The organism is Achromobacter mucicolens (assembly GCF_902859725.1).
GTDB classification, from domain to species: Bacteria; Pseudomonadota; Gammaproteobacteria; order Burkholderiales; family Burkholderiaceae_B; genus Achromobacter; species Achromobacter mucicolens.
In genome coordinates this window covers 1-21,270 of sequence record NZ_CADIJP010000014.1, presented here as the reverse complement: position 1 = coordinate 21,270, position 21,270 = coordinate 1, and the positions used below count along the sequence as shown (strand labels likewise).

The 21,270-nt window shown below is 66.5% G+C and carries 23 protein-coding genes; 7 read left to right on the top strand and 16 right to left on the bottom strand.

The genetic code is table 11. The features are described from left to right. Nucleotides 1–135 precede the first annotated feature (135 nt). Both HV786_RS18195 and HV786_RS18190 read left to right on the top strand, forming a co-directional pair. Nucleotides 136–855 carry a response regulator transcription factor gene (locus HV786_RS18195; RefSeq protein ID WP_128828220.1) on the top strand — a complete coding sequence of 240 codons (720 nt, stop codon included), beginning with the start codon at nucleotides 136–138 and terminating at the stop codon, nucleotides 853–855. Beyond that, nucleotides 852–2,330, top strand: a complete 1,479-nt coding sequence (locus HV786_RS18190; RefSeq protein ID WP_175211471.1) for a sensor histidine kinase — start codon at nucleotides 852–854, stop codon at nucleotides 2,328–2,330. The genes HV786_RS18195 and HV786_RS18190 overlap by 4 nt, the downstream gene beginning before the upstream one ends. 8 nt (nucleotides 2,331–2,338) lie before the next feature. Here the strand turns inward: HV786_RS18190 and HV786_RS18185 are convergent, their stop codons facing one another. The 7 genes from HV786_RS18185 to HV786_RS18155 all read right to left on the bottom strand — a co-directional run bounded on the left by HV786_RS18185 (nucleotide 2,339) and on the right by HV786_RS18155 (nucleotide 9,800). Beyond that, complete coding sequence (locus HV786_RS18185; protein WP_175211469.1) at nucleotides 2,339–4,909, bottom strand: PEP/pyruvate-binding domain-containing protein; 2,571 nt, start codon at nucleotides 4,907–4,909, stop codon at nucleotides 2,339–2,341. Then, nucleotides 4,906–5,553 (bottom strand): TetR/AcrR family transcriptional regulator, encoded by a 648-nt coding sequence (locus HV786_RS18180; RefSeq protein ID WP_128829504.1) that lies wholly within the window; start codon nucleotides 5,551–5,553, stop codon nucleotides 4,906–4,908. Before HV786_RS18180 ends, HV786_RS18185 begins: the two co-directional genes overlap by 4 nt. Before the next feature lie 75 nt (nucleotides 5,554–5,628). Further along, complete coding sequence (locus tag HV786_RS18175; RefSeq protein WP_175211467.1) at nucleotides 5,629–6,588, bottom strand: DMT family transporter; 960 nt, start codon at nucleotides 6,586–6,588, stop codon at nucleotides 5,629–5,631. A gap of 124 nt (nucleotides 6,589–6,712) precedes the next feature. Beyond that, nucleotides 6,713–7,582: an AraC family transcriptional regulator gene (locus HV786_RS18170; RefSeq protein ID WP_128829487.1), complete on the bottom strand. Its 870-nt coding sequence runs from the start codon at nucleotides 7,580–7,582 to the stop codon at nucleotides 6,713–6,715. Between the two features lie 60 nt (nucleotides 7,583–7,642). Next, nucleotides 7,643–8,941 carry an RNA polymerase sigma factor gene (locus HV786_RS18165; protein WP_175211465.1) on the bottom strand — a complete coding sequence of 433 codons (1,299 nt, stop codon included), beginning with the start codon at nucleotides 8,939–8,941 and terminating at the stop codon, nucleotides 7,643–7,645. Further along, entirely contained in the window at nucleotides 8,938–9,345 is a 408-nt protein-coding gene (locus HV786_RS18160; protein ID WP_128829486.1) for a VOC family protein, read from the bottom strand. Before HV786_RS18160 ends, HV786_RS18165 begins: the two co-directional genes overlap by 4 nt. Nucleotides 9,346–9,386: 41 nt before the next feature. Beyond that, a complete protein-coding gene (locus HV786_RS18155; protein WP_128829485.1) occupies nucleotides 9,387–9,800 on the bottom strand; it encodes a YciI family protein in 414 nt (137 codons plus the stop codon). Nucleotides 9,801–10,012: 212 nt separating this feature from the next. Between HV786_RS18155 and HV786_RS18150 the strand changes: the two genes are divergently transcribed. Beyond that, entirely contained in the window at nucleotides 10,013–10,165 is a 153-nt protein-coding gene (locus tag HV786_RS18150; RefSeq protein ID WP_172802141.1) for a hypothetical protein, read from the top strand. 42 nt (nucleotides 10,166–10,207) lie between these two features. Here the strand turns inward: HV786_RS18150 and HV786_RS18145 are convergent, their stop codons facing one another. From HV786_RS18145 to HV786_RS18120, 6 genes are all read right to left on the bottom strand, one after another. Then, entirely contained in the window at nucleotides 10,208–10,561 is a 354-nt protein-coding gene (locus HV786_RS18145; RefSeq protein ID WP_128829484.1) for a YciI family protein, read from the bottom strand. An 88-nt stretch (nucleotides 10,562–10,649) separates the two neighbouring features. Further along, a complete protein-coding gene (locus HV786_RS18140) occupies nucleotides 10,650–10,841 on the bottom strand; it encodes a helix-turn-helix transcriptional regulator (protein WP_056317041.1) in 192 nt (63 codons plus the stop codon). Further along, nucleotides 10,838–11,224: a hypothetical protein gene (locus tag HV786_RS18135; protein ID WP_128829483.1), complete on the bottom strand. Its 387-nt coding sequence runs from the start codon at nucleotides 11,222–11,224 to the stop codon at nucleotides 10,838–10,840. The genes HV786_RS18140 and HV786_RS18135 overlap by 4 nt, the downstream gene beginning before the upstream one ends. Before the next feature lie 163 nt (nucleotides 11,225–11,387). Next, entirely contained in the window at nucleotides 11,388–12,476 is a 1,089-nt protein-coding gene (locus tag HV786_RS18130) for an OmpA/MotB family protein (protein WP_175211463.1), read from the bottom strand. Then, nucleotides 12,473–13,369, bottom strand: coding sequence for a motility protein A (locus HV786_RS18125; RefSeq protein ID WP_175211457.1), 897 nt, complete (start codon nucleotides 13,367–13,369; stop codon nucleotides 12,473–12,475). The genes HV786_RS18130 and HV786_RS18125 overlap by 4 nt, the downstream gene beginning before the upstream one ends. A 213-nt stretch (nucleotides 13,370–13,582) precedes the next feature. Beyond that, on the bottom strand, nucleotides 13,583–14,158 hold the full coding sequence (locus HV786_RS18120) for a GNAT family N-acetyltransferase (RefSeq protein WP_128829481.1): 576 nt from the start codon (nucleotides 14,156–14,158) through the stop codon (nucleotides 13,583–13,585). A gap of 111 nt (nucleotides 14,159–14,269) precedes the next feature. Between HV786_RS18120 and HV786_RS18115 the strand changes: the two genes are divergently transcribed. Genes HV786_RS18115 through HV786_RS18105 form a run of 3 tightly spaced genes read left to right on the top strand, consistent with a single transcriptional unit; the run spans nucleotide 14,270 to nucleotide 17,042 of the window. After that, nucleotides 14,270–16,177, top strand: coding sequence for an NYN domain-containing protein (locus tag HV786_RS18115; RefSeq protein ID WP_175211455.1), 1,908 nt, complete (start codon nucleotides 14,270–14,272; stop codon nucleotides 16,175–16,177). Between the two features lie 51 nt (nucleotides 16,178–16,228). Next, the gene (locus HV786_RS18110) at nucleotides 16,229–16,735 is read left to right on the top strand and encodes a 2-thiouracil desulfurase family protein (RefSeq protein ID WP_175211453.1); all 507 of its coding nucleotides are present in this window, start codon (nucleotides 16,229–16,231) and stop codon (nucleotides 16,733–16,735) included. Continuing rightward, on the top strand, nucleotides 16,725–17,042 hold the full coding sequence (locus HV786_RS18105; RefSeq protein ID WP_128828459.1) for a hypothetical protein: 318 nt from the start codon (nucleotides 16,725–16,727) through the stop codon (nucleotides 17,040–17,042). The genes HV786_RS18110 and HV786_RS18105 overlap by 11 nt, the downstream gene beginning before the upstream one ends. 47 nt (nucleotides 17,043–17,089) lie before the next feature. Here HV786_RS18105 and HV786_RS18100 read toward each other — a convergent pair whose 3' ends face one another. Further along, the gene (locus HV786_RS18100) at nucleotides 17,090–17,695 is read right to left on the bottom strand and encodes a hypothetical protein (protein WP_128828460.1); all 606 of its coding nucleotides are present in this window, start codon (nucleotides 17,693–17,695) and stop codon (nucleotides 17,090–17,092) included. A gap of 225 nt (nucleotides 17,696–17,920) precedes the next feature. On the opposite strand from HV786_RS18100, the gene HV786_RS18095 reads away from it, so the two are divergent. Beyond that, on the top strand, nucleotides 17,921–18,526 hold the full coding sequence (locus HV786_RS18095; RefSeq protein WP_128828461.1) for a TetR/AcrR family transcriptional regulator: 606 nt from the start codon (nucleotides 17,921–17,923) through the stop codon (nucleotides 18,524–18,526). Between the two features lie 52 nt (nucleotides 18,527–18,578). On the opposite strand, the gene HV786_RS18090 is transcribed toward HV786_RS18095, so the two are convergent. Together HV786_RS18090 and HV786_RS18085 are read right to left on the bottom strand one after the other, a co-directional pair. Continuing rightward, nucleotides 18,579–19,523, bottom strand: coding sequence for a DUF6708 domain-containing protein (locus HV786_RS18090; protein WP_128828462.1), 945 nt, complete (start codon nucleotides 19,521–19,523; stop codon nucleotides 18,579–18,581). After that, a partial coding sequence (locus tag HV786_RS18085) for a hypothetical protein (RefSeq protein WP_175211451.1) occupies nucleotides 19,516–21,270 on the bottom strand: 1,755 nt, incomplete at its 5' end. The genes HV786_RS18085 and HV786_RS18090, both read right to left, overlap by 8 nt.

The following is a 21,270-nucleotide window of genomic DNA, read 5'->3' as shown; positions in this document are numbered from 1 at the left end:
CTCCGGTGAATGTCGTTGGACGCATTCTTCCCCGGCGCCAATACCGAAGTCCTCACGCAAAGTTAAATTAAATGTGAACTTTGGCCCCCGCCGATTGGCGACAATAGGCGCATCGCTCACGCCCCAGGTTGCCCCATGGATACGCCCCGCCGCGTACTGATAGTTGAAGACGACGCCCACATTGCCGAACTGCTGCGCCTGCACCTGCGCGACGAGGGCTATGCGGTCGAGCATGCGGCCGACGGCAACGAGGGCATGCGCCTGCTTGAAGAAGGCGGCTGGGATGCGCTGGTGCTGGATCTGATGCTGCCGGGCATCGACGGCCTGGAAATCTGCAAGCGGGCACGCGCGATGGCGCGCTACACCCCCATCATCATCACCAGCGCGCGCTCCAGCGAGGTGCACCGCATCCTGGGGCTGGAACTGGGCGCGGACGACTACCTCGCCAAGCCGTTCTCGATGCTGGAACTGGTGGCGCGCGTGCGTGCGCTGTTGCGCCGCAGCGATGCCATCGAACGCAATGCGCGCCAGGAGGCCGGCAGCCTGTCCGTTCATGGCGTGTCGATCGATCCCATCGCCAGGACGGTGGACGTGGACGCGCGCCGGCTGGATCTCACGCCGCGCGAGTTCGACCTGCTGCACTTTTTTGCGCGGCATCCGGACAAGGTGTTCTCGCGCATGGACCTGCTGAACCAGGTGTGGGGCTATCAGCACGAAGGTTACGAGCACACGGTCAACACCCATATCAACCGACTGCGCACCAAGATCGAGGCCGACCCGTCCAACCCGCAGCGCATCCTGACGGTCTGGGGCCGTGGCTACAAGTTCGCGGCCGCGCCGGGGGGACAGCCATGAAACGCTTCACCTTGACCCAGCGCCTGTCGGGCGTGTTTGCGCTGCTCTTGCTTGCCTGCTGCGGCGCGTCCGCCTGGCTGCAGATCGCGGCCAATTCGCGCTATGAACAGGAGGTCGTGCAGCGGCTGTCCAGCGGACTGGCGCAGCATATCGCCGGTTCCACCGAACTGATGGACGCCGGCGGCTGGAAGCCGGGCGCGGTCCGGTCGATGTTCGACATGCTGATGACGGTAAATCCCGCGGTGGAGGTCTACCTGCTGTCCGGCGATGGCCGTATCGTGGGCGACGCCGCGCCGCCCGGGCAGATCAAGCGCGAACGCGTGGACCTCGGCCCGGTCAAGCGTCTGCTGGCAGGGGGGATGCTGCCCATCACGGGAGACGATCCGCGCAGCGCCGATGCCCAAAAGGTGTTCAGCGCCGCGCCCGTGCGCGTGGATGGGCGCGAAGAGGGCTATGTGTACGTGGTGCTGCAGGGCCAGGCGCATGATGCGCTGGCGATGGATGTGTCGCGCAGTTCGGTGCTGCGCACCACGCTCTGGTCGATCGCGCTGGTTGCCCTGCTGGGATTGGTGGCGGGGCTGGCCGCGTTTGCGCTCATCACGCGGCCGCTTCGCGGGCTGACACGCGCGGTGCGCGCGTTCGAGGGCGACGACGGCCAGGCGCTGGCCGCGCTGGAGCAACCGGGCGACGCGTCCGCGCGCAATGGCGACGAGATCGCAGTGCTGCGGCGCACGTTTGCGCAGATGGGACGGCGCATCTCGGAGCAATGGCGGGAACTGACGCGCCAGGACCAGCAGCGCCGGGATCTGGTCGCCAATATTTCGCACGATCTGCGCACGCCGCTGACGTCGCTGCACGGGTATCTGGAAACGCTGCGATTCAAGGACGAGACGCTTGCGCCGGCCGAGCGCCGCCGCTATCTGGACATCGCGCTGGCGCAAAGCCGCAAGGTGGGGCGGCTGGCGCAGGAACTGTTTGAACTGGCGCGGCTGGAGTCCGGACTGGTGCGCCTTGAGCCCGAGACGTTTTCGCTGCCTGAACTGGTGCAGGACGTGATGCAGAAGTTCGAACTGGCCGCCGAGGCGCGCCAGCAGCGGCTGTCCACGGACATTGCGCAAGCGCTGCCGCCGGTGCGTGCGGACCTGGGCCTGATCGAGCGCGTGCTGACGAACCTGTTGGACAACGCGATCCGCCATAGCCCGCCGGGCGGCCGGATCGAGTTGCAGCTGGGGCTGGCGCGCAACCGCGTGCGCGTGCAGGTCAGCGATTCCGGCGCGGGCATTCCGGACGAACTGCGCGCCGGGCTGTTCACGCGCGCCTCGGCGCTGAACCGGGGGCCAGGCGAGGGCGGCGGGTTGGGGCTGGTGATCGTGCAGCGCATCCTGCAACTGCACCAGAGCGAGATCCGGCTGGTCGACGACGCCGAAGGCGGTGCGGTGTTTCAGTTCGAATTGGCGGCGGCAACGCCCGCCTGAATGCCATATCAGCCGGGATCTTCGCCCGTCACGCGGTGGATGATGCCGCGCACCGCGTCCACCTCCAGTACATCGCCGGTGGCGACGTCTTGCAGAATGCCGTGGACGCTGACCACGGCCGGGATGCCAAATTCGCGCGCCACGATGGCGGCGTGCGACAGATAACCGCCGACTTCCATCACCACCGCGCCCGCGCGCAAAAAGAGGGGCGTCCACGCCGGGTCGGAGGACGCCGCGACCAGGATGCCGCCGGCCGGCATCGCCAGGCCCTCGTCGGGCGTGCGCGCCACGAACGCGCGCCCACGCGCGCGGCCCCCGGCCACCGGCGTGCCGCGCCAGGCGTTCGTTGCGCCGGCCGCAGGCGTGCGCGCTTCCTGTTCGAGGGCTGGCGGGCTGGAGCTGGCGTGTTCGGTGATGACATCCAGATCGGGCAGAGCCGACCAGACCTGCAATTGCGCCCGCCGGGCCGTGGCGCGCCGGCCCAACGCCGCCGCGCCGATCCGGCCGTCCGCCAGCGCGAAGATCTCGGCCGCATTCAGGTGGAAGACGTCTTCGGGCGCGGCCAGCCCGTGCGGACCGGCGGTGCGGCGACCCAGTTCCAGCGCGCTTCGGCGGGCCACGGCCAGGTAGGCCACGAGCACGCTGCGCGCCGCCTCGCGCTGGTTGCCTTCCAGGCGGGAGGCGGCCACCAGCTTGGCCGCGAGCGGCCGCTGCCAGAAGGGCAAGGCACGGCGCACGCGGCGCAATGCCACTTGCGCGGCCTCGCGTTGCCGCGCGCGCAGGGCGGCCGGATCGGCGCCGATCAGGTTCAGCGCGCTGTTCAGCAAATAGCCCGGCGCCTCGCGCCAACGCGGGTTGCGCAGGTAGGTTTCGTACACGGCGCGGTGGCCGTAACGGTCCAGAAATTCGGCAAAGGCCGTCTTGAAGGGGTTGCGGTCGGGTAGCGCCTCGGCCCACGCGGCGTCGTCGCGGTCCGGCGCGCGAAGCCAGGCAAGCGCCTGCGCGTCCTCGGCCGCCAGTTGGGCCAGCGTCATCAGGGCGTAGCCTTGCTGCGCGGTGACGCTGGGGTCGCCGCCTGCCATCAGGGCGGCGGTCAGCGCATGGCCTTCGCCCGGCACGGCTTTCTCGACCAGTTCCAGCAGCTTGGAAAGCGCGCCGCCCCCCGAGCCCTGCAAAAAGAACAGTTCATCCGCGGCCAGCACGGTTTCGAACTGCTGGCGCAAGCTGGCGCCCAGCGCGGCGTTGGAAGGCGGCAAGGGCGCCCTGAGCCATTGCTGCGCGCGGGCCAGCAGCCGGGGCAGGTTGGCGGCGGCGTGACGGCGCAGGGGCGCGGCACGGCGCAGATAGCGCACGATGCGCAGGCCGTGCCGCACGCGCTGACCCAGGGACAGCGGCGTCACGTGGATCTCGGGCTGTGCGCCGCCCAGCAGCGCGTTCATGTCGCGGGGCTTGACCCCCAGCGCGTCGTAGCCGACCCACTGGATGACCGAGGCATTGAGATAGGCGCGGCCATGCAGCAACGCGGCCAGCCGCACGCCGGGCAGGGTTTCGTAGCCGCTCAGTTCGAATCCGCAGGTCAGCATGCGCTGGGCCATGACGCGCCCTGCATCCCATTCCATTGCCGACATCACTTGCGGCAACACTTCGCGCGTGTTGCCGCGCGACCAATAATCGGGCTGACCTTGAAGCGCGGGATAGGTGTGGCGCGCCGACGCCGTGACGGGCCGGGCCTGCACAATCCAGAATCTCTCGCCGTCCCAGGCCCACTCGATGTCGTAGCCGGCGCCGCTGTAGTCCAGCGCGCGGGCAGCGTCGCGAGCCATGTCGCCCAACGTTTCGGCCTGGGCATCCGTCAGCACGGCCTGCGCGGCGCGCGCGGCGGACGTGTCGCTGAGCTGCGTCCCTCCGTTCGCGGCCGGCGTCGTGGCGAGGCGCTTGGCGCCGATGCGCCGCCGCGCGACGGGCCACGCCTGGCGCAGGTAATCCTCGCGCAGGTGATAGGCGTCGCCGTCCGCCTCGCCGTTCACCAGCGACTCTCCCAACCCCCAGTTCGCGTGGATGACCATCTCGTCGTGGCGGCCCGTCGCGGGATCGATGGTGAAGGCGATGCCCGAGGCCACCGCGTCGATCATCGGCATCACCACCACCGCCATGCCGTCCGCGCCGTCCGCCGGCAGGTCAAGACGCTGACGGTAAGCCTGCGCCTGGGGCGTAAACAGCGAATCCCAGATGCGCCGCAGCGCCTGTCGAACCGCGTCGGGCCCCCGCACGTTCAGGCAGGACAAGTGGATGCCGGCAAACGAGGCGCGCGCGGAGTCTTCCTGCGGCGCGGACGAGCGCAGCGCCAGGGGACGATCCAGCCACCCGCGTTCGCGCAAGGCCTCATGCAGCACATTCACGATAGCGTCGGGTACGTCCCGGCCCGGCTGATGCGCGCGGCTGGCCTGGGCGGCCAGCACGAAGCCGTCCGGTACCGGCACGCCGAACCGCGCCATGCGGCCCAGCTGCCAACCCTTGCCGCCCGCGGCTTGCGGACCGGATTCGGCCGCCGCCGCCCAGTCCAGCACCAGGGCGCTCATGCCGCGCTCCCGCCGACGCCGTCCACGAAAAGGGCGATGGCGGCGTCAAATTCCTGCTTGAGCGATGCGCCGGGCTGGTCCAGCCACCGCAGCAGCGCGCCCAGGTAAAGAAACTGAAGGTGGTGCGCCAAGAGGTCCGCGTCCAGGTCTGACCGGGCCTGGTTTGCCGCTTGCGCGTCCTGGATCAACGTCGCGAACACACGCTGCAGGCCGCTGCGCGGATGGCGTTCGTCGTCGCGTCCGGTGGTCTGCATGCTGGCGAAGCGGTAGCGCAGGTAAGGGCCGAGATAGGCGCGGTGCGATTCGGACCAGTGTGCCGAGGCATGCAACAGGCGCGTCAGCCGCGCGGCAAGCGTGGGCAGCGCCTTCAGTGCCGGCCACAATTCGGCCAGGGACGCCGCCAGCTCGGCGTGAAAGCGGTGCGCCAAAAGCGCTTCCTTGACGGGAAAGTGGTTGTAGAGCGTGCCTTTGGACACGTCCGCCTGCGCGGCGATCTGCTCCATCGTGATCGCGTCGTACCCTAGTGCCTCGAAGAGCTGCCACGCCGTCTGCGCCAGATGATCCTGCGTCTGCTGGCGCTTGCGTTCGCGGCGGCCGGCGTCGGCAGCGTCGGCGCCGGGCGAAAGATGAGAAGAGAAGGGCATGGCGGATTCAATAATTAGACGACGTTGAAAATTATACGTCGTCTAATTATTTGTGCTGGCGATCGGCAAGAGACGTCAGGCCGCCGCCGCTGCGGGCTCGGGCTTCACGCGTACCGCCCGCAGCACGCCGACCATCAGGCAGCCGATGCCGACAAGCGTCAATGGCGCCGGCATGGCGCCGCGCAAGATGAAGGCGTACGCCAGCGCGGCCAGTGTTTCAAACACGATGAGCTGACCGGCCAGCGCCGTGGGCAGACGTTGGCTGGCTTCGTTCCAGCACAGCGTGCCCAGCCAGGACGCGAACAGCCCGATTGCGATCATGAGCCCCAGAAACACGTCGGGCCGCGGACCCAGGGGCATGTCGAAACGGCTGCCGGCGGCCGACATGCCGATCCACAGCAGCGCGTAGCCCGTCAGCGCCAGCGGCAGCGTGGCAACGCCCTGCGCGGTGGCCCATGTGCGCGGACTGCGGCCAGGGTGGTCGCGTAGCCAGTCGGCGTTGCGCAGCGGATACCACGTCCAGCAGGCGACCGCGCCCAGCGCCAGCACGGCGCCGATCGCGTAGCGCGACAGGTCGGCGTCCGGGGCCTGGCGCAGCGCCTGCAACTCCACCTGATTGACGCAGCCGATGCCGATTGCGATCAGGGCCAGCGACGGCGCCAGCCGCTTCCACGGCAGCCGGCCGTCGCGCCGGGCATTGCGCAGGTTGGCGCTGATGGCGATGACCACGGGCAGCGTGCCGATGATCATGGTCGGGACCGGGCCGCCGGCGCGCTGGATGGCGCTGGCCAGGCACAGGTAATACAGCAGGTTGCCGATGGCGGCGAGCTTGACTGCCTCGATCCAGTCACTGCGGGTCAGGCGGCGCAGGTTGCGCCGGTCCAGCCAGGCGAGCGGAAGGGCGATCAGGCCGAAGGCGAGATAGCGGGCCACGGATTGCAGGGCGGCGGGGTATTCCGGCAGCAGCAGCGGCCCGATGAAGACCAGCCCCCACATCAGGCCCGCGGCCAGGGCGTAAAGGGTTCCAGCCCACATACATTGCTCCAGGTCGTGAATGCGGGCAGTCTAGCCAGCGGCGCCGGGCAGATCTTGTATGAGATTGCGGTGGGGGGCGCCACTAGCCGTGCGTCACTAGCCGTGCGCCACTAACCGTGCGTCACTAGCCGTGCGCCTGCCTCTGATAGCGCGCGGGGGTGACGCCGTAGCGGCGCGAGAACGCGCGGGTCAGATGGGCCTGATCGGTCAGCCCGGCCGCGAGGGCGACCTGGGCTGGCGGCATTCCCGCGGCGAGCAGGCGCTTGGCTTCGTACAGCCGCAGCGCCATCAGCATCTGCTGCGGGGTGGCGTGATGGTGCGCCTGGAAGCTGCGCAGGAAATGGAAGGGGCTCAATCCGGCTTGCGCCGCCAGTTCGTCCAGCGTCAGACGCCGCGACAGGTTCGCGCGCAGGTACTCGATGACGTGGGCGAATCTTGGCGCGCCTTCGGCGGCGGCCGGGCGCGGCACGCGGGCATGGGGCCGGAACTGGGCAAGCAGCGCGTGCAGCGCACTGTCGAACGCCAGCGGCTCGGACGCGTGCCACAGCGTATCCAGCAAAGCCGTCACGCGATGCGCGCCGGCGGCATCGTGTCCGACGGCCGCGTCGAACCACCAGTCCGATTCCCCCGTGACCCGCGCGGCAACGTCCGGGTCGATGTAGACCATGCGGTAGCGCCAGCCGCCTTCCGTTTCGGCGCGGCCGGTGTGCAGTTCGTCCGGGTTCATCAGCACCAGCGAGCCCGACGGCGCCAGATGCTCGGCGCCGCGATAACGGAATCGTTCGACGCCGGATTCGATGGCGCCCAAACCGAAGGCCTCGTGCGTATGCGGTTCGAACGCGTGACGGATGATGTGCGCACGGTAGAGTTCGACGCCGGGCTGGTGGGCCGGCCGGCGGAACTGCGCGCGGTCATTGGGATGGTCGAACGCCGCCGGCACGCCCGTGATGGGGGGCGCGGCCGAACCGGGCGGGGCGGCGTCGAGGGGTTGCATGCCTGGGATTTAAGCACGCCGTCACCGCGGCTTTCCACCCCGTGCCCTAGACCCCGCGCCTCAGTTCGCAGGGCCGCCGTCCGTCTCCTGCGGCATCTCCTGCGCTCGGGCCCTCAGCAACTCGCGTTCGCGCGCGTTGCGCGTCATCCCGGCCGCGCGTTCAAATTCGGCCCGGGCTTCGGCGCCGCGCCCCAGTTTGGCCAGCAGATCGGCGCGTACGCTGGGCAGCCAGTGGTAGTTCGCCAGCGACGGCTCCGAAGCCAGCTGGTCGACGAGATCCAGCGCGGCCTGCGGGCCGAACGCCATGCCGATGGCGACCGCGCGGTTCAGTTCCACCACCGGCGACGGCGCAGCCTGGGCGAGCGCGTCGTACAAGGCCACGATGCGCGGCCAGTCGGTTTCCGCGGGCGTGCGAGCCTGGGCGTGGCAGGCGGCCAGCGCGGCCTGCAGCGCATAGGGACCGCGCGCGCCGCCCAGCGCATCGGCGCGCGCCAGCGCCCCCAGTCCGCGGCGGATCAGCAGCGGATCCCAACGCCGCCGGTCCTGGTCCATCAACAGCACGGGCCGGCCCTGGCCATCGGTGCGCGCGTGCAGGCGAGATGCCTGCAATTCCATCAGCGCGACCAGGCCGTGGACTTCGCCTTCGGCCGGCGTCAGTTCGGCCAGGATGCGCGCCAGGCGCAGCGCTTCGTCGCACAGACCCGGCCGCATCCAGTCGTCGCCCGAGGTCGCGGAATACCCTTCGTTGAAGATCAGGTAGATGACCTCCAGCACGGACGCCAAGCGCGGCGCCCGGTCTGCCGCCGACGGCACCTCGAACGGCACGTTGGCGGCCGACAGGGTGCGTTTGGCGCGCACGATACGCTGCGCAATCGCCGATTCCGATGCCAGGAAGGCTCGCGCAATTTCCGCCGTGGTCAGCCCGCCCAGCAGGCGCAGCGTCAGCGCCACGCGCGCCTCGGTGGACAGCAGAGGATGGCAGGCCGTGAAGACCAGGCGCAGCAGGTCGTCGCCGATGTCGTCCTGGCGCGCCGCGTCCAGCGCGTCGACGAAGTCGGGCTCCACGTCGGCCTGCAACGCCTCGAGTTCATGGCCGATCTGCTCGTGCTTGCGGGTATGCAGCGCATCGAGCCGCAGCCGGTCGCGCGCACGGTTCTTCGCGGTGGTCATCAGCCATGCTCCTGGATTGTCCGGCACGCCCGTCTGGGGCCAGCGTTCCAGCGCGGCCACCAGCGCATCCTGCGCCAGTTCTTCGGCCAGGCCCACGTCGCGCACCAGGCGCGCCACGCCCGCGATGACGCTGGCGGATTCGATCCGCCAGACCGCTTCGATGGCGCGATGCGTGGCCGCGTTCGTCATGCGCCGGCCGCGTCGCCAGGAACCATGTAGACGAGTTCCCAGATATGCCCGTCCAGGTCCTCGAACCCGTGCGCGTACATGAAGCCATGATCCTGCGGCGACCGCGGCGCCGAGCCGCCCGCCGCCACGGCGCGCGCCACCAGGTCGTCGACCTCGGCCCGGCTCTCGCACGACAGGCAGACCAGTACTTCCGTCGTCTGGGTGGCGTCGGCCACCGGCTTGCCGGTAAAGCCCTTGAAGAAGTCCTTCACCAGCAGCATGACGTACAGGTTGTCGCCCACCACCATGCAGGCGCCCTGGTCGTTGGTGAAATCGGGATTGAAGCTGTAGCCCAGTTTCTTGAAGAATTCCTGGGACTTCTGCATGTCGTTGATGGGAAGGTTGACGAAGATCTGCTTGTGCATGGCGTGTCTCGCTGGAATTGTCAGGGGTCGGCTCGTTGGACTCAGAGGCTGGGGGCGGGCATCTGGCGGAAGCGCTCGACTTCCTTGCTGGGTTCGAAGTCATCCAGTTCGAACACCTGGCGCACCTCGATTTCGCAGGGCTGGCCGGGGAAGGGCGACGGAAAGCGCATCGCCCACTGCATCGCCTCTTCGCGCGAGCGCACCTGGATCATCGTGTAGCCGGCGATCAGTTCCTTGGTTTCGGCGAACGGTCCGTCGATCAGCTTGCGTTCGCCGCTGCCGTCATAGCGCACGCGCCAGCCCTTGGAGGTCGGCTGCAATCCGTTGGCATCCAGCAACACGCCCGCCTTGACCAAGGCTTCGTGATAGGTCGCCATCGAGGCGAGCAGGCTGTCGTCCGGCATCATGCCGGCTTCGCTATCGGGCGTGGCCCGGACGATGATCATGAATCGCATCTGAATCTCCTGGAAGGCAAGGCCCGAGGGGGCGCTTGTACAGGTACGACGAACGCGGATGCCCTGGATCGACATCAACTTTGCATAATCAGGGATAACCCCTAGTCGATGGGTCTTCGCTGCCGTCCTAGCACCTGGTTACGAAGGTCCAGCCCTTGTTGCAGGCGCCTCTCATACACTCGCTTCCGTCCCCAACCCTTTGAAGCACAACCATGAAAGTCCTGTTCAGTCTTGCCCTTGTCGCCACCCTGCTGACCGGCTGTGCCGTGTACACGCCGCAAGGTTCGGTGGTCGTCGATCCGCACGATGGCGGCGGCCGTGGCGGCTTCTGTCCGCCCGGACAGGCCAAGAAGGGCAATTGCTGATGCATGCGCCGGCCCGCGCCAGACTGCCGGGCCGGCCCTGCGTTACATGAAGCAGGGCCCCAGTTCCCTGACCTCGACCGTCGCCCACTGGGCGGCCGGGCACTCGGCCGCCAGCGCCAGCGCTTCTTCGCGGGTCTCGCAGGTCAGAAGGAAGAATCCGCCGATCATTTCCTTGGCTTCGGCGTAGGGACCGTCCATCAGCTGGCGGTCGCCGTCGCGGATGCTCAGTCGCACGCCTTCGGCATCGGACTTTAAGGATTCGGCGCGCGTCAGCAGGCCGCGCGACTGCAGGGATTCGGCGTATCGCACCATTTGCGCGTAGGCCTCTCGGCCTTCGTCGGGCGTGCGCTGGGCGCGTTGGCCCACCGGTTCTACGATCAGCAGCAGGTAAGGCATGGGGACTCCCAGAGCAAACTGCAGACGCCGCGAACGGCGGGCCTGCTAGGTTAACGCCGACCCCGCGCGCGCGCCAAGGCGGCGGGGCTCAGTCTTCCTGGAAGATCGATTCGATCGAGGCCTGAAAAACCCGGGCGATGGCGAAGGCGAGCGGCAGGCTCGGATCGTATCGCCCCGTCTCGATGGCGTTGACGGTCTGGCGCGAGACGTCCAGGCGTTCGGCCAGCGCCGCCTGGCTCCAGCCGCGTTCGGCGCGCAATTCGCGGATGCGGTTTTTCATCGATGGCGCAGCGTGTCGACGATGGTGGTGAACGCCCAGACCCCGCCCATCAGCGGCCAGACCACAAACATGCTCAGTTTGGGAAAGCCCGCAATCTCCAGAAAGCCATACGTGAACGTGACCCCCGCCGTGACGGCAGCGGCGATTGCCAGGTGTTCCAGCGTGGTCTTGCGGATGAACTCGTCGGACCGGCGAACGGCGCGCACCACGGCGCGCAGCGCCAGCAGGAACGCCAGCATGGGGGTCAGCAGCACGACGGTGCGCAGCATGCCGGACGGCATGTCCAGACTGAGCCGCAGTGCGCCCGCCAGCAGCACGACGTACAGCGCCAGCGCGATGCCCAGTTCCTTGAAATAGCGGCGCTTGGCCTGGTTTTGATTCATGAAAAGCCCTTGTTGATGTAAAGCGTGCTTGACATTCTGGCTAGGCGCGGACGGGGTGTCAAGCGTCCTTTACATCGCTCGTCCTTTACCTCGTTCGCGCACGGCGACGGGCCAATAAAAAACCGGCTTGCGCCGGTTTCTAAAAAAGGGATCGTAGACGCGATCAAGACTGGGCCGGCGCGGCGGACGCCGGGGCCTTCGCGGCATTCCCGGCGGGCTTTGCGTTCGTGGCCGACGTCTTGCCGCCCGCCGTCTTGGCGACCGGCGTTGCCGCGTTAACCGCGGGCGCGGCGGCCTGGGACGTTTCGGCCGCCTTGCCTGCGGCTGGCGCCTGAGGGGCGGCGGCGGTCTTGGCCTGGGGCGGCGCGATGTCCATGATCAGCTCGACGCGGCGGTTGGCGGCGCGGCCGGCGGCCGTGTCGTTGGACTCGATCGGGCGCGTCTCCGCGTAGCCCACCGCGCGCAGCCGTTGCGGCGCCACGCCGTCGCGCACCAGTTCGCGCAACACGCTGGTCGCGCGGCTGCTGGACAGCTCCCAGTTCGAGGCGAACTGCTTGGTCAGGATGGGCACCGGGTCGCTGTGGCCTTCGACCGACACCTGGTAGTCGTTCTTGTTGAGAATGCCGGCCAGGCGCTTGATCACGTTCAGGCCCTCGTTGCTGAGGGTGGCCTGGCCCGAGGCGAACAGCAGCTCGTTGCTGATGCGAAAGCTGACCGACTGTTCATTGACGATCACATCCACCGAATTGCCCAGATCCGCCAGGCCCAGCGATTCCTTGGACGGGGCGGTCAGCGGCTTGGCGGCCTCGGCCACCACGACCTCGTCATCGGCCGGGGCGGGCGCGGCTGCCGCGGTGGCGGCAGCGGCTGCGGGTGCTTCGGTCCAGCTGGCCGGGATCTGCACGGTTTCAAATTCGGCGTACTCGCCGTCATATTTGGGCAGGCCGCTTGCGGCCAGCGTGCCCACCAGCTCCACGGGCGCTTCGGACTTGGCGTAGCCGCCGCCGTTCAGTGCAACCGCCAGCATCACAACCAGCATCGCCAGCAGCAGCGTGATGAGGTCAAGGTAGCTCAGCAGCCAGTTCTCGGAATCCTGCTCGACGGCATCCTCGACGTGCCAGCGCGCATAGCGGTCCTGGCGATCGCTGTCGCTGGGCCGCCAGCCGCTGGCGGCGGCCGCCTTTTGCGCGCGCAGCTGCGCCTGGCGGGCCTGCTCGATCCGCTGCGCAAGGGAAGGGGAAATCAGGCTCATTGACGCGCGGCAGCGGGACGGGCGATGGACACGGGGGCGGCGGCCGAGGCGCCGGGAGCGGTTGCAGCCGGCTTGACCTGGCCTTCGGTCTTGGCTTTGGCCTTGGGCTTGGCGTCGGCGCCGCCGTCATAGATTTCGTCTTCGACGTGCATGACGAAGGAATTCAGGGTCTCGCGCACCATGGCCGGACCGCGCTTCTCGCACATCATCGAGATGCCTTGCAGCACCATGTTCATGGACTCGACGCGGCGCGCCGTGCGGCGTTCCAGCTTCAGCGCGATCGGCTTGCAGACCAGGTTGGCCAGCAGGATGCCGTAGAACGTGGTCATCAGGCCGATCGCCAGTTGCTGGCCGATGGTCTGCATGCTGCCGTCGCCCAGGACGCCCATCAGGTTGATCAGGCCGACCAGCGTGCCCAGCATGCCGAAGGCCGGGGCAAAGGTGGCCATCACGCGGAACATTTGGGCTTCGGCCTGTTCGCGGGCGCGCAGGCGGGCCACGCGCCACTTCAGGAGTTCGATGATCTGGTCTTCGGGCGTGTTGTCGATGATCAGCTGCACGCCCGTGCGCAGGAAGGGGTTCGACACCTTCTTGAGCTCGTGCTCGACCTTATGCACGTCGGCGTTCATCCAGAGCTGCGCCATCGACACCAGTTCCTCGATGTCGCGCTGCTGGTCGTGCTGGTCGTTGCGGAACACCGTGCGCACCAGCTTGAAGACGCGCACGACTTCCTGCAGCGGGTAGGCGATGAACAGCGCCGCGCAGGTGCCGCCCAGCACGATCGCCAGGCCGGGCAGGTTGAAATACATGCTGGCGTCGTTGGCGGACAGCGCCACGACGATGATGAGCGTGAGCAGGCCGACAACGGCGCCGATGACGGTAGACGGATTCATGGATCTTGCCCGAGAACATGGCATTCCACGCGCGGAAAGCCGGATTGTCGGGAATTCTAGCCAGCGAACGCGCCGATCAATTGGCCGGAAAGCGGGGCGAAATAGGCGGTAAGCGCCGGCTTAATCCGCCAGTCAGGCGGGCGATTTGCTTGCGGCTGCCCGGCGGCCGCCGGACAAACCGAACGCAGCCGCCGGGCGCAAAACGGGGACGGTCTAAGGCTTGGCCACGGCATCCTGCTGCGCCAGCCATTCATCGCGGGTGATCTCCCAGATCTCGGCCAGATGGCGGCCGCTGACGAAGCCGCGCTCTTCCGTGCCCACCAGCCGCATGCCGCTGCGCGACGAGATCCGCCGCGAGGCGGTGTTGGCGATGGCCTTGGGCGCGCGCAGAACGGGTTTGCCCAGCACGCCGAACCAGTAAGCGGTGACCGCGGCGCTGGCTTCGGTCATGTAACCGCGCCCCTGGTGGGCAGGATCCAGCCAGAAGCCGCGGTTGTTGTCAGGGTCATCGTCCATCAGGCTGACGACGCCGATCAGCTCGTCCGGCTGCGCGCGCGTGCGGATCGACCAATGCCACTGCGATCCGCGGCGCATGGCCGGCAGCGCGGCGTTCACCAGAAACTGGCGCGCCCCGTCGGCCGGGTACGGCCAGGGCACCTTGTCGGCCAGAAAGCGCACGACCTCCCACTGGGCAAACGTGCGCTGGATGGCGTCCGCGTCGTCCAGGGACAGGGGGCGCAGCATCAGGCGGTCAGTCAGGAGTTCAGCGGGCGGCAGGGCGTCTGGCATGGCGGGCAGAGGGGGGCGGACGAGAAGATCAAGCGGATATGTATATCATGGGCGGATTCTGGCGGTCGCCGAGGCCTGGCTTGGCCTGCCGACCGTGGCATTGGAGAGAACATGAACAACCCCAACGAAAACGTCAGCATGGCGCTTTTCTGCGACTTCGAGAACGTGGCGCTGGGTGTGCGCGACACCAAATTCCAGAAGTTCGACATCCGGCCGGTGCTGGAGCGTCTGCTGCTCAAGGGCAGCATCGTCGTCAAGAAGGCCTATTGCGACTGGGAGCGCTACAAGGAATTCAAGGCGCCCATGCACGAAGCCAATTTCGAACTGATCGAAATCCCGCACGTGCGGCAGTCCGGCAAGAACTCGGCTGACATCCGCCTGGTCGTGGACGCGCTGGACTTCTGCTACACCAAGTCCCACGTCAACACCTTCGTCATCATCAGCGGCGACTCCGATTTTTCGCCGCTGGTGTCCAAGCTGCGCGAGAACAACAAGAAGGTCATCGGCGTGGGCGTCAAGCAATCCACCTCGGACCTGCTCATCGCCAACTGCGACGAGTTCATCTTCTACGACGATCTGGCCCGTGAAGGCCAGCGTACCGCCGAGGCACGGCGCGACACCCGGGGCGCCAGCGCCCCGCGCCGCTCGCCCGACGAGGAGCGCCGCCGCAAGGAAGAGCAGGACGCGCGCAAGACGCGCGCCGTCGAGATGGTGGTCGAGACCTTCGAGGCGCTGATGGCCGAACGCGGCGACAGCGGCAAGATCTGGGCCTCGGCCCTGAAAGACGCCTTGAAGCGCCGCAAGCCGGATTTCAATGAGTCCTACTATGGCTTTCGCGCGTTCGGCAACCTGCTGGAAGAAGCGCAGTCACGCGGCTTTCTGGAAGTCGGCCGCGAAGAGAAGTCGGGCACGTACGTGTACCGCGACAGCACGGGCGATGCGCCTTCGATCCGGGGCGGCCAGGCGCACGGCGCCGGGGCGCCCGACGTTGTGACCGATAACGGGGAAGCGCCGGCCGCTGGCGGACGCAATGCCCGCAAGTCGCGCGGCAGCCGCAAGGCCGAGGGTGGGCGCGCGGCCGGTTCGCAGGGCGAGGGCGCCGATCGGGACGAGACCGGGGCAGCGCCCGAGGCGCTTGCCGATGGCACGGATGCCTGGAAGCAGCCCGACGCGCCGCAGCAGACCGAAGGCGGCACGGTGGTGGACGTGTCCGAGGCGCCGGGTCAGGGGGCGGGCGCAGCGCCTCTGGAAGAATCCCCGCGGGCGCGCCATGCCGCACAGAAGGACAGCGCGCGGCAAGGACGTTCGGGCCGCCGGGGGCGCGGCGCAAGAGGCAGCGACGACGCGCGGCAATCGGTTCAGCCCGGGCAGGCCGAAGCCGGGTCGGGGCTGCAGGGTTCGTCCGAAGTGCGTGGGGCATCCGAGGTGACGGAATCATCCGGCGGGCAGGCTGCGCCTGAAAACCAAGCGGCCTCGGAAGGGCAGGCTGCGGGCCAAGGGCAGACTGTGGCGCAAGGGCAGGCTCCCAATCGGAGGCCAGACGCCGATACGGCGCCCCCCTTGATGCGGCCGATGCCCCCGCTGCCGCAATCGGCGCTTGTCTCTGGCCCGCCGCCCGTCGTGAACGTTTCCGAATGGATGTTCGTTGCGCCGCCCGCCAAAACGGAACGCGAACGCCGGGGCGAGGCGCCGGATCCCTTCGCCGGGGCGCGCCGAGGAACCGCCGGGTCCGCGTCCGAAGCCGCTTCGGACGCCGCTTCGGACGCTGCTTCGGACGCGGCGCCCGCCAAGCCCGCAGCGAAATCCGCCCGGGGCGCCCGCAAGACGGCGGCCAAGACGGAGGCGGCCGAGACGCAGGGAACGCCCGAGCGCCCGAACGACTCGGCCCCGGCGCAGTCCGCCCAGCCGGCGCCGTCGTCGACGTCCGCCGCCGACACTGCTGCCCCCGCCAAGCCTGCGCGTAAAACAACTCGCAAGACCGCGCCGCGCAAGGCCGCGAAAAAGGCCGACTCGGCCTGACCGCGAGGACATTCCCAGACCGCCGCCCGCCACGCTTGGCTCCTGTCCCAAATGCAACACGTTCTGGTCAGCTCCTGCCTTCTGGGCAATCCCGTGCGCTACGACGGTCGCGGGGTGCCGCATGGCGGTGCGGTCCTGACCCGCTGGCTGGCAGAAGGGCGTGTCGTGGCGGTCTGTCCCGAAGTAGCCGGCGGCATGCCGATCCCCCGGCCCCCGGCGGAAATCGAGCCGGGCAGGGACGCGGCCTCGGTGCTGGCGGGCCACGCGCAGGTTGTCGCCGTGACGGGCGACGACGTGACGGCGCCTTTCGTGCACGGGGCGCGCGAAGCTTTGGCAGCCGCGCAGGCCCACGGCATCCACATCGCCGTGCTGAAAGAGGGCAGTCCGTCCTGTGGAAGCGGCTACGTCTACGACGGCCACTTTGCAGGCCGCCGGCAGCCCGGCGTGGGCGTGACGGCGCAATTGCTGCGCGGTGCAGGCTTGTACGTCTTCAGTGAACATCAATGGGCTGAGGCGGCGACGTTCCTGGCCGAACTGGAGGCAGGCGATGCTCGCTGAGGCGGGTGACTGGCTGGTGCTGGCCGGGGTAGCCGGATGCGGCTACCTGGCCTGGAAGGGCATCGTTCGCACCCATCGCGGCGTCGCGTTTGCCCGCGTGGCCGCGATGGCAAGCCTGGTCCTGTCCGCCGTCTTCTTTTACGCCTGGTACGCGCAGTATTTGCGGTGGGAGTTCAATGAGTTGGGCCGCTACTACGATCCGATTGAACAGATCGTCTATACGGACTCGGGATTCGTCTGGGTGCTGCCGGCTTGCGTGCTCTTGGCCGTCGGCTTGTTATTTGCCTGGCGCGGTTGGCGCCGCTGAAGCGTGCCGATCGAGCGCGCCGGCCGGTATACCCGACACCGCGCCTGTCAGTTTGCGCGATATCCGCGGCTGGTCATGCAAGAATCCAGCGCGCGGTTGTAGGTGTCCACCATGATCTGGGTGGTCCACTGGGTGATGGTGGCGGGATCGAAACCGCTCTGGTTCATGGCCCAACGCTGGCATTCCGTGGTGGCGTTCGCCTGGGCGGCATTGACCGGGGGCGCGGACTCGTATTGCACCGGCGCGTACTGCGGGACCGGCGTGGAATAGGCAACTGGCGGCGCCTCGTAAACCGGGGTGGTGTAGACCGGCGCGGCTTCATAGACCGACGTGCCATACACGGGTGCGGCATACAGCGGCGGGCTCGTATAGCCGACCCCAGAGGAATAAACCCCGGTCTGCACGTAGGAAGGCCCTGAATTGGCTGCCAGCAGCAGCCCGATCGACGCCAGCGCAAAGGCGCCGCCAATCCACCAGCCGCTGGAACTGCTGCCACCGCCGCCGTGGTGATGGTGGTAGCCGCCACCATGACCGCCGCCGTAGCCACCACCATAACCGCCCCAATTCCCGCCACGCCCGCCAGCCATCGCTGGGGCGCTGGCAACCGCCAGCGCCAATCCCACAACAACCGCCCGGCCCACAAACCGCTTCATGATCTTGCTCCAAGGCCGTCCGGCATGGGCAGATTGCCATCACGCCAGACGATAGGCGTACTGTACTGCGCCGGCGCCCCTGCGGTATGTCCCGAATCGCTACGGGAATTTCAACTGATTTCAGGCGTGTGACGGCGGCAAGACTGCAAGCCGAAACGGCCAGCGCGCGGCCAGTCTGCGTCGCCCTCAGTAGCGGAAAGCAGGGATCGGTAGTACTTTTCCGCGATGATCACGGCACTACCCGATTCGGCACCGCAGGACAAGCGTCTCACCAAGGGTGAACGCACGCGGCGACAACTGTTGACCGTCGCCGCGGCGGAATTCGCCGAGCGGGGATTCCAGCACACCCGCGTCAGCGATATCGTCGCCCGCGCCGGGGTGACCCAGCCCGTGTTCTATCAATACTTCACCAGCAAGCAGGCCGCCTATGACGAGCTGGTGGGCCTGTTTGCCCAACGGCTCCGCCAGGCCATCAGCCAGGCCCGCCTGCCCGGCGACCTCCAAGGCGCGGCACTCGTCGCGCGCATCCGGCAAGGCATCGGCACACTGCTTGCCATCCTGCAGGAAGACCCCAACCTCACTCGAATCGGCTTTTTCCAGGCCGACGCCGCCGAAGCGCTCAAGGACGAACTGGTGGCCCTGATCGCCGACAACGTCCGCTCAGAGCAGCAGGCAGGCCTGTTCCGCCCGGAAATCTCGCCCGAGTGGTTCGGGCAGTTCCTCATGGGCATCATCGAACGCTTCACCCGCCAACTCCCCGACGCCACCACGCAGAAAGCGCTGGCCGAGTTCATGACGGATCTGCTGCTGGACGGGATGCGCAGGCGGTGAGCTTTACAGGCCATTGATAGGTCATGGGCCAGGCGTTTCCGGGGGACTCGCGTCACGGTTCGATTTGTCCGCTGTGAATGCAGATGTCCTTGGTGCGCGCATCTTCGAAGCCGCACAACCGGTCGATCTCCCCAGGGAACTGCGCGTAAGGGACGTTGTATTGAACTAAAGCCTCCACGCTGTCCGGGATAGCGTGGATCAATAGCCCGCAAAGCGAAAGTGGGATAGTAATCGGCGCTTTCAATAGGCCGTAGGGCTTTGCGATTCTGCGGCGCAATCCTGCATACCACTCGCGGTACGGTTGGAGGGCCTCTTGTTTGCGGGTTAGTCGAGGAGGCAGCGGCGCGGGTGCAGGCAAGCCTTCGGGGCCGTGGGCCATAAAGGCTTGAAGATAAGCCCACAGCGCCTTGGCCGACCGGTCACCGACCGCTACCCCAAGGTTTCCACATGCCACACAGATCTCGGTGGGCGGGGTCATGGCCAAATCCACGCCTAACAGGTACAGCGGATGCCTTGACGTATTGATGGTGCCTGAAAATATCGGAATGTAGCCAGCCAGAGCCTCAACGTGAGCCCAGTCGATAACGTGAAGTCGTTTGTTTCTGGGGAAAACGTAGTACAGCTTTTGTGTACACCTATTAATTCGAACATATGCGCCACGAGTTCGATGTCCTCCGCTGGCAAAGTAAATCAGTGTTGTAACTGCAGGCAAAATCGGTGCTACCCAAATAATCGAGAGGTAATCTTCCAAACTCGAATACTCATCGTTCAAAATGGCCGCCTTCAGGAAGATCGCCGCGATAGCTACCACCACACCGAGCCCGATATGTCTGGCGGCCCCACTTTGCGTAAAGTTTGCGTATGTTTCGAGTTCGACACATCGTTCATTGACGCGCCTCACCCCGTCCGGTTGAGGATGCTCTCCCGTGGGTCGGTGGTGGTACAGAGGCGTACCGCCGAACCGGAGGCTTTTTGGCAGGCGTTTGGTGTCAGACATTACTTGGGCTCCGGATTGGCTCGAGTAGCGCTGAACTGATCGGGTCAGACAGCCATCCGCCCGATGAGAACTGCAACGGCGTTGGCGCGTGCGGTTGTCGCAACGCTATGTCAGGGCGCGAATCAGGGTCCGGGAAATACAGATACTCGAGTTCCACCTTGGCATCTTCATGCATCTGGATTGACCAGCCGCATTCGCTTCCTCTAGCTCCCAAGCGTGTAACCAGGCATTCATGGCGATAATCGACGGGGATTGTGCCGGGAGCGTACGCGATCGGCCCTTCTATCGGAGCAAGCCGGCTTCCGTTTAAGTTGAAAGCCAATTTCGTCTGGAATTTCTCTCCCGGGATGTCGTTGGTGTCAGGCAATTGGCAGCTAATGCGAAGCTGGCCCACGGAATAGCCAGATGACTTATCCCATTCCACCGATAATCGCGGTCGGTAGAGCAAACTATGGACTGCGTCCAATTCCTCTTGATTGGAGTAACTTCGGCTGCTGACGCCCCAAGCGCTATGCTTGAGCCATATTTCGACGGGCCCGTGCGTTGTCATATTCACCCCGACCGACAACGCCAAGCCACCAATAAACGCTCCAGCGGCGACAAGTGCCCAACCCCACGGCGTAAGCCCGAGCACCAGAATAGGTGCACCAGCTGCAATGGACGCGACTGTGGCCACCCCCCCTGCCCCCATGGCTAGTGCCAGCGTTCCCCCTGCGAGCGCTGACCAAAGTAAGACCTTTCCTTGTTCCGAATTACTCTCGTCAAACGCCTTAATCGCCCTGACCACGTCTGCAATGGCTGCAAGACCTGCTCCACCAGCGCCAAAAATTGCGACGCCGAATTTGGCCGCGAATATCTTCGCGCCGTTGGCCAAAAGGATATTTCCGCGTCTTTCAAAGAGTATTACCGAAATGGAGGAATGAATCTCGATTCCAGCCCCAACCAGAGTGTAAAACGCGGCGAGCAGCGATATATCACTCGAGATTTCAGAATTTGGCGAGCTTGCCGACTTCAAGGAATCTTTTATGCCCTTGATAGCGAGAAGCCCACCAAGCCCTGTAAATAGATGTCCTGCGGGACCATGAACACGATTCAGCATGTTGATAAATGGATTCCCTACCATCTGAACAGCCCTGGGCAGCGGCAGCGGTGACCCGTTCGCCATTGCTGCATCAATCTCGCGGTACGTGGTTTCATCTACCTTCACCCAGTCATAGACTGATGTCCTCTTGCCCGAATCTGCCTGACTGATCTTCGGGGACGGCATCTTCCACCCACGCAACCCGTCTTCGCCAAGCGTTTGATACCCTTGGAATTCATAAGCGGCTCGCTGCAGGTCGACGATCCCAACGTCGTAACGAACGATGGTGAAACCGGCTCTGACCTCCATCACATGCCGCAGACGTGGAACCAGTACATCCGCCACCTTGGTTTCCGGCAGCGCCTGCAACAACCCGATTAGCGCGTTGGACGCTGTGGTCAGCTGGTGCTGTTCCAACACCTTGTCCATGACGTTGAAAAGATTCTTGGCAATCTCGCCGGAGCTCGTCTTCAGACGAGCAAGAAGCAGTTCACTGCCATTGGCCAGTGCGAGCCAGTAAGGGCTTATGTCAACGGGCAGATTGATCAGGTCGTGCAGTACCTGTATTCCATCTTTCGCGTGCACCAGACCGCCAATGCACTGCAGGACGGCGTCCTCATAGTCATGGGCGTTGTGGATCACGCCGCGATCAAAGCAACGCAGCGT

Bases quoted from the DNA above. Each gene is read 5' to 3' on its own strand.
- HV786_RS18140 (WP_056317041.1), bottom strand. From the start codon at position 10,841: ATGAAAAACCGCATCCGCGAATTGCGCGCCGAACGCGGCTGGAGCCAG.
- HV786_RS18135 (WP_128829483.1), bottom strand. From the start codon at position 11,224: ATGAATCAAAACCAGGCCAAGCGCCGCTATTTCAAGGAACTGGGCATC.
- HV786_RS18090 (WP_128828462.1), bottom strand. From the start codon at position 19,523: ATGTCTGACACCAAACGCCTGCCAAAAAGCCTCCGGTTCGGCGGTACG.
- HV786_RS18120 (WP_128829481.1), bottom strand. From the start codon at position 14,158: ATGCCAGACGCCCTGCCGCCCGCTGAACTCCTGACTGACCGCCTGATG.
- HV786_RS18185 (WP_175211469.1), bottom strand. From the start codon at position 4,909: ATGAGCGCCCTGGTGCTGGACTGGGCGGCGGCGGCCGAATCCGGTCCG.
- HV786_RS18115 (WP_175211455.1), top strand. From the start codon at position 14,270: ATGAACAACCCCAACGAAAACGTCAGCATGGCGCTTTTCTGCGACTTC.
- HV786_RS18130 (WP_175211463.1), bottom strand. From the start codon at position 12,476: ATGAGCCTGATTTCCCCTTCCCTTGCGCAGCGGATCGAGCAGGCCCGC.
- HV786_RS18150 (WP_172802141.1), top strand. From the start codon at position 10,013: ATGAAAGTCCTGTTCAGTCTTGCCCTTGTCGCCACCCTGCTGACCGGC.
- HV786_RS18175 (WP_175211467.1), bottom strand. From the start codon at position 6,588: ATGTGGGCTGGAACCCTTTACGCCCTGGCCGCGGGCCTGATGTGGGGG.
- HV786_RS18190 (WP_175211471.1), top strand. From the start codon at position 852: ATGAAACGCTTCACCTTGACCCAGCGCCTGTCGGGCGTGTTTGCGCTG.
- HV786_RS18195 (WP_128828220.1), top strand. From the start codon at position 136: ATGGATACGCCCCGCCGCGTACTGATAGTTGAAGACGACGCCCACATT.
- HV786_RS18170 (WP_128829487.1), bottom strand. From the start codon at position 7,582: ATGCAACCCCTCGACGCCGCCCCGCCCGGTTCGGCCGCGCCCCCCATC.
- HV786_RS18100 (WP_128828460.1), bottom strand. From the start codon at position 17,695: ATGAAGCGGTTTGTGGGCCGGGCGGTTGTTGTGGGATTGGCGCTGGCG.
- HV786_RS18160 (WP_128829486.1), bottom strand. From the start codon at position 9,345: ATGCACAAGCAGATCTTCGTCAACCTTCCCATCAACGACATGCAGAAG.
- HV786_RS18155 (WP_128829485.1), bottom strand. From the start codon at position 9,800: ATGCGATTCATGATCATCGTCCGGGCCACGCCCGATAGCGAAGCCGGC.
- HV786_RS18125 (WP_175211457.1), bottom strand. From the start codon at position 13,369: ATGAATCCGTCTACCGTCATCGGCGCCGTTGTCGGCCTGCTCACGCTC.
- HV786_RS18165 (WP_175211465.1), bottom strand. From the start codon at position 8,941: ATGACGAACGCGGCCACGCATCGCGCCATCGAAGCGGTCTGGCGGATC.
- HV786_RS18110 (WP_175211453.1), top strand. From the start codon at position 16,229: ATGCAACACGTTCTGGTCAGCTCCTGCCTTCTGGGCAATCCCGTGCGC.
- HV786_RS18095 (WP_128828461.1), top strand. From the start codon at position 17,921: ATGATCACGGCACTACCCGATTCGGCACCGCAGGACAAGCGTCTCACC.
- HV786_RS18180 (WP_128829504.1), bottom strand. From the start codon at position 5,553: ATGCCCTTCTCTTCTCATCTTTCGCCCGGCGCCGACGCTGCCGACGCC.
- HV786_RS18145 (WP_128829484.1), bottom strand. From the start codon at position 10,561: ATGCCTTACCTGCTGCTGATCGTAGAACCGGTGGGCCAACGCGCCCAG.
- HV786_RS18105 (WP_128828459.1), top strand. From the start codon at position 16,725: ATGCTCGCTGAGGCGGGTGACTGGCTGGTGCTGGCCGGGGTAGCCGGA.